Origin of the sequence: Paracoccus sp. (in: a-proteobacteria), from assembly GCF_032007265.1 — a bacterium.
Taxonomy (GTDB): domain Bacteria; phylum Pseudomonadota; class Alphaproteobacteria; order Rhodobacterales; family Rhodobacteraceae; genus Paracoccus.
Genome location: NZ_DALZMB010000165.1, coordinates 1 through 5,764 on the forward strand (window position 1 = coordinate 1; position 5,764 = coordinate 5,764).

At 53.6% G+C, this 5,764-nt stretch carries 5 protein-coding genes and 1 pseudogene; 3 read left to right on the forward strand and 3 right to left on the reverse strand.

Going from position 1 to position 5,764, the window contains the following annotated elements; translation table 11 throughout:
* Window positions 1-102 precede the first annotated feature (102 nt).
* Both map and RTS12_RS19800 read left to right on the forward strand, forming a co-directional pair.
* Window positions 103-855 carry a type I methionyl aminopeptidase gene (gene map / locus RTS12_RS19795; protein ID WP_312531710.1) on the forward strand — a complete coding sequence of 251 codons (753 nt, stop codon included), beginning with the start codon at window positions 103-105 and terminating at the stop codon, window positions 853-855.
* 430 nt (window positions 856-1,285) lie between these two features.
* Window positions 1,286-2,095 (forward strand): DUF1963 domain-containing protein, encoded by an 810-nt coding sequence (locus RTS12_RS19800; protein ID WP_312531713.1) that lies wholly within the window; start codon window positions 1,286-1,288, stop codon window positions 2,093-2,095.
* A 535-nt stretch (window positions 2,096-2,630) separates the two neighbouring features.
* Here the strand turns inward: RTS12_RS19800 and RTS12_RS19805 are convergent.
* Window positions 2,631-3,041 (reverse strand): GNAT family N-acetyltransferase, encoded by a 411-nt coding sequence (locus tag RTS12_RS19805; RefSeq protein WP_312531716.1) that lies wholly within the window; start codon window positions 3,039-3,041, stop codon window positions 2,631-2,633.
* 289 nt (window positions 3,042-3,330) lie between these two features.
* The gene (locus RTS12_RS19810) at window positions 3,331-3,909 is read right to left on the reverse strand and encodes a hypothetical protein (RefSeq protein ID WP_312531719.1); all 579 of its coding nucleotides are present in this window, start codon (window positions 3,907-3,909) and stop codon (window positions 3,331-3,333) included.
* A 225-nt stretch (window positions 3,910-4,134) separates the two neighbouring features.
* Here RTS12_RS19810 and RTS12_RS19815 point away from each other — a divergent pair, with 225 nt between their 5' ends.
* The gene (locus RTS12_RS19815) at window positions 4,135-4,731 is read left to right on the forward strand and encodes an imm11 family protein (RefSeq protein WP_312531721.1); all 597 of its coding nucleotides are present in this window, start codon (window positions 4,135-4,137) and stop codon (window positions 4,729-4,731) included.
* 523 nt (window positions 4,732-5,254) lie between these two features.
* Here the strand turns inward: RTS12_RS19815 and RTS12_RS19820 are convergent.
* Window positions 5,255-5,764, reverse strand: a pseudogene (locus RTS12_RS19820) (HlyD family secretion protein); the annotation flags it as partial.

Below are 5,764 nucleotides of genomic sequence, written 5' to 3' on the forward strand. Positions count from 1 at the left end.
CCCCCCTCATCCTACGATGGCAGCGTCGTCACGGCAATTTTTCGAGGTGCCCATTAGATGGTAATGCGCTGAGACCCTCCGCCACTGTTGATGAGACACAAGATGACGATCACGCACCAAGATGAACTGGAAGGCCTTAGAAAGATTGGCCGGATTGTCGCTAACACCATGCATTCCATGGCGGCAGCTATGGAGCCCGGCATTACGACGCGCGAACTCGACATCATCGGCCAAGAGTTGCTGGAGCGTGAGGGAGCAGTGTCGGCACCTCAGGCCACATATGATTTTCCAGGCACGACTTGCATCAGCGTCAACGAGGAGATCGCCCATGGTATCCCCGGCGAGCGTAGGCTGGCAGCCGGGGATCTGGTCAACATCGACGTGTCCGCGTCTTTCAACGGCTACTTTGCCGACACGGGGGCGACCTTTGGCCTCGGCCCGGTTCAGCCATCCCTTGACCAGCTCTGCCGCGACGGGAAGCGCGCCATGCAGATCGGCATCGCGCAGGTGGGGCATGACAAGCCTCTGGCCGGGATCGGAAAAGCTATCGGCACCTTCGCCGCCAAGCGGGGCTATACGCTGATCCGGAATCTGGCCAGCCATGGAACTGGCAAGGCTCTCCATGAGGCCCCGGAAGAGATTCCGACCTGGCCCACCAAGGGAGACAAGCGCCGGATGCACAATGGCCTCGTGCTGACCGTTGAGCCGTTCCTGTCGCGCGGTGGAAGGTGGGCGACGACAGACGCCGATGATGAATGGACTCTCTACAGCGAGCCAGCCGCGCCAGTTGTGCAATATGAACATACCGTTGTGGCGACCCGTGGCGGCGCAATCATCGTCACACTTCCGGGCTGACATTTATTTGACCGGCAGGTTTGGGCTCTTAGTGACTGCGGCATCCTAATGCGAACGGGCGCCGAAAGTCGGTGAGATCGAGTGCTGAATTGTCTGAGAACACGCACGTACCACATGACTCGTGTTGTGAAACGGATCTGCTGCAATGATCGACAGACAACGCGCGAGATATGTGATGCAGCATTGGATGGCGAATTGGATATACGTCATTCCTTTTCTGCGACAGACAAGATGACACTACCCGATGCGAACGGATGCCGCGGTGTAGTCGCCCCAAACCAGACGTCCGTGTTTGGTGCAGAAAACTCGAGGTGCCACAGGCGACTATATGGGACTTAGGTGCAGCTCGCTGCGGCTGCGCAAATGGTGGCTGTCGCGTCACGGCCTTCCTGAATATCTTAGGATGCAGCAACCCAAGGAAGACGATGACATGTTGTTTTTTGACAGGATCAAAGCACTGTTTTCTCAAAGAGTTTCCTCACCTCAAGCCATGAGAGCAATGCCAGTTGAACTCACACAGCAAGAAATACAAAGGGCACTAGATCGTCTAGATGAGCTTGCGAGAACTGCAATTCTAGGAGAAATCGGCGGAAGCAAGCCTCAACAAGAGAACAGGGCTACAAGCTGGTGGGGAGGAAATTTTCTCGGTGCGCAAGATGAGGATGTTCCTATTTGCAACCGGTCAGGAAAAAAAATGCATCCTGTACTGCAAATTCGTATTGACGAGTTACCGGAAACACCGCCCGCCTTCGAAGGGCTTGCACTCGTAAACATTTGGATGGATTTGCAATCCTCCACTTTTTGGGGCGCAGAAAATGGTCATGGATTTCTGGTTCGGACGTATTCCGACATTGCAAACCTTATCCCTCTTGGGGTCGGCTATAGGGAAAGCTCTGATCTACCAACATTTCCTGTACTCTGGCGTGAAACAATAGCAGAGCAACCAAGCTGGGAAGACATGGCCGACGAAGTACCGACAAACGTTGCCCAAGCTTCCGCAGATGATTGGTTCTTTAAGAGCAAATACTTATCTGACAGATACCACGAATTGCGTAGTAAGTACCCGGTTAAGATTGGAGGGTGGCCAACATGGATTCAAGGTTCCGACTGGCCCAAAGACGCACAGTTTTTCTTTCAGCTCGACTCGACTGACAAAGGCAAAATGTTTCTCGGCGATGGAGGTTCACTCTACATATTCAAGACTTCGAATTCATGGATAATTAGAGGAGATTGCTACTGAAGCTGACATTCACACTGTGCGCCGCCTCGCGCTCTTTGGGTTCATCACGTCGATCTGCCAGCTCTTGGCAGGAACGGCGCATTGCGGTCGTTCGGGGCCGCCTGACATCATCAGCACTGGAGTATAGTAAGCGCGTGTTTGGGACGGTATTTGTGGCGTCTGCCGCCAGCTCTGCTGACGCCACCGGGCTTTAGCTGCGGCCGGCTGCACCGGCCTTCGCCCGAGCCAGTCAGGTCGATGCGGGCGGCTGCGGCTAATGCCTGTCTGTCTCGTGATCCGAGCCAGTGTTTAAAGGCAAACAGTTCTGCCTTTTTGCTCACAAGAATTGCCTCTCCCCTCTACCGAAAAGTCGGCAACATTTTGTATTTACGACAAAATCTACCATCGTCGACGACGAATGGACGCGGAAGATAAGTGTGTATTCATCTTTCCAGAACATGCCACAATCAGTCGCAGAGCCCCAGTCTGAGATCTAAGGGTCTATGATCGACGTAACTAGATCAAGCGTCCGCTTTGCGGACGAACCTGCCGTTCCCTACTTCAACCTGAACAACATCTCGCGCTCGCCCGACATGTTGAGGTCATCTGCAAAGCCGATTTCACGGGCATTACAGTTTTTCAGCAGGGCACGCATCGAAAGGTTGGACGCCTCGGTGGAGGTGTAAAGGCGAAGCCATTGTGCCGTCGACTTGACACCATTCACCAGTTCACGACCAATCCCCTGCCCTCGCATTGCAGAGGAAACACATACGATCGAGAGAAGCGGCCAGCCCACGAAATCAGACGGGGCGACCTTAGCGTAGCCAACAGCCACATCCTCCAGCTCGGCGATCAAGAGGTTGCCTTGCTGCATATCGATACGGCGATCACCCATAAACTCGTCAAAGCTCTTGAGCGCCGGATAATCACGAATTTCGCAAGGTCTGATGATTGTTCTAGGTCGCATGTGTCCTCCGCGATCGCCAACCTAGAGAACACATGCCCGCAGGGAAGCCAATGGCCCCCCTTGACCCTGCGAGAGTCGCTGGACCGGGCCAGCCGTGGCGGCATGCCGGGACGAAACCGAATACCGCGCGTTGGGCTTCTCCGAGATTGTCGCATCCACGGACGCAAGGCCTATTAAGACCAAGGCCCCAAATGATGGCTAAGGGCTCAAAGTGCCGAGCCCAACAGCATTGTAAGGCCCGGGCAATGGTGGCAGCTTTGCGGACAAAGCGGAATCTCGCGCTAGAGTTTTATTTGAAAAATGAATTTCCTCCGTTCGCGTAGACTGGCATTCGCGGAGGAACTATGAGGATGTTATTGAAGTGTATGTGTCGTGGCTGGGCAAGAGAATTTATTTTCTCAACAAGTGATGCAGTAACAAGTTCTGGCATGGCATAATAAATAAATTCCCCAAATCCAGAAAGCAGCCATGATTCAAAACTTATCCCGCGGGCAGGATTGAACCTGTTGGGAAGGCCAGGCCCAGTGCAAAGATCATAGAAATCGTAATGATCTTTTGTAGACCAACCTGAATATAAAAAGGCTGTATTCGAACTAATATATTGTTCCCAAATATTATTTTCTAACTCCTCCGGTAGCTCTATATCAGGGTGGTAAATAGCAAACTCCGCGACCGCTCTTTCAGGATGCAAAAGTACCATGCCAGGATGCTCACCGCCTCCGCCCCCAAGAACAAGTTGGTTGGGAAGGCAACGAAATTCATCGTCATTGGGATCGAGCGAACCGGCAATTTCCTCAAGTGGACGATAAACTGGTAAATGTCCAAACTGACCCACTAGTTCATGTTTGTAGCAATCTATGTAACTCATCGTAGTTAGCCATGAACGTTTAGTTTCAGCTATGAGGACATTAACTTTGCGTTCAGAAAAAGGAAAGCAGTGTCCGCAAAGGGCTCCTTGCGTCAACCGTTAATGCTTGCCCCCGCCAGCAGCACTGGGCCAAGCTGGCAAGGACTGCTCAGCGGATGAAGCGGACAATCGAAGTTACGAAGAGCTTTCGAAACGCATTGTCAAATTTAGCGAGGTTGCGTTACAATGAAATACTTCAGGCTTGTCGATGACATGTGGGAAGAGACCAGCCAGGATCGGTGGATATTTGGACGTTTCAAATATGAAACTGAACGAGCGAACTATGAGTTTATCGACCCCCCGATCGAGTACATGGCGCCATGCACCTACCCAATAGAGTTGCGTCGAGAGGGCAAGCCAACGGACTTTAGTTTCACCATGGATCCGGGAAATGTTCCAATTCTTAGCACGAAAGCTAAGAACGCCCTAGCGGGCATTCCCGAGGTGGATCGCCCTTATCATGACGTGGTCATTGAGCCTATCTGCATTGAAAACACGAAAGTTGTGGGCACATATTTCGTGATGATCATCGAAACTCAAGTTGCCTGTGTTGATGAGGCAAGGTCACGTTTCGAAAAGTATATCAAAGACGATCCTGTTCGCCCTGACAAGGCTGGCCAATACCGCTACTTTTACGAACTCGTTCTCGATCCTACGAAGACCGAAAGCCGTCACATATTCAGGCTCAAAGACCATCTCAGTACCATCATAGTGAGCGAAGAAGTCAAACTTAGATTTGAGAATGCAGGTGTTACAGGCGCGAAATTTGAGTCCGTGAGTTGATGCGGACGATTGCCATTAGAGCGCAAATAGCCCGTCATTCTCGCACGTGAAACCGTCCGCTAAGGGCTCCTTGGGTCGACCGTTACTGCTTGCCCCCGCCAGTAGCACTGGGCCAAGCTGGCAAGGACTGCTCTGCGGGACAAAGCTGCCGTTCCGTCTAACTGCGCCCCGGCCAGCGCATCACCGCAGCGAACTCCTCTGGGGTTTCCTGCGGACGAGTAGCCCCGTTCCATGATCTGGCACCGCATCGCGCTTGAAATCGTCAGTCAAATTACCTGTGCCTATCATGGCCTCCTTGCCTCAAAGTAAGCGAAGAAGGCGTCCACAAAACATGGGGCTATTCACATGGCCTTCGGCCAGAAGCCGGTCGAACGCGCGCATAAAGACTTGCTCGACTTGGACGCGCTCGACCGGCTTCTGGACGAAATTGAGGGGTCTTGAGGACAGGCCGGTTGCAGCTCGGACAATCCGTCGCGCCTTATTTCGAGCGGCAGCCCGATCCCCCCGCACCACCGTTTCGCGCTTAATGCCCGCTAAGGACCAGCGTCTTGACCGGCAGAACCACGGTCTGGATCCTGAGCAACATCGCATGGACCAATGCCGTCGTATCAACCGCGTGCAGAAAGAGCGCTTCGCCGGTGCCGATATCGGGGTCGCTCAGGCGATCATGGCTGTTGGTATAGGCGTTCGCAATACAGCTGCTGCCGCGCGGGACGTCGGCGATCTGACCTTTGTAAAGCGGCTCGAGCGTCGCGGTGATCGTGCCGGGCTTGGCGAGTTGCTGCGCATCGAGCAATTGGTCCGAGGCGCGAACCTGCCCTGTCGCGATCACATCCTGCACTTCGGTCACGACCATCGGAATGACCTGATAGGGCTTCGACGCGCAAGTAACCTCGGCGATCATCCCGACTTTCAGGACCTGCGCCTCGATCTGGTTGAACCCCGCCACAAGAGTTTCTTCGCCGGCATCATCGGGGACAAGAATGCCCGCTGGACGCATCAGCGGATTGATGACCTCGCCCGGACGCAGGGT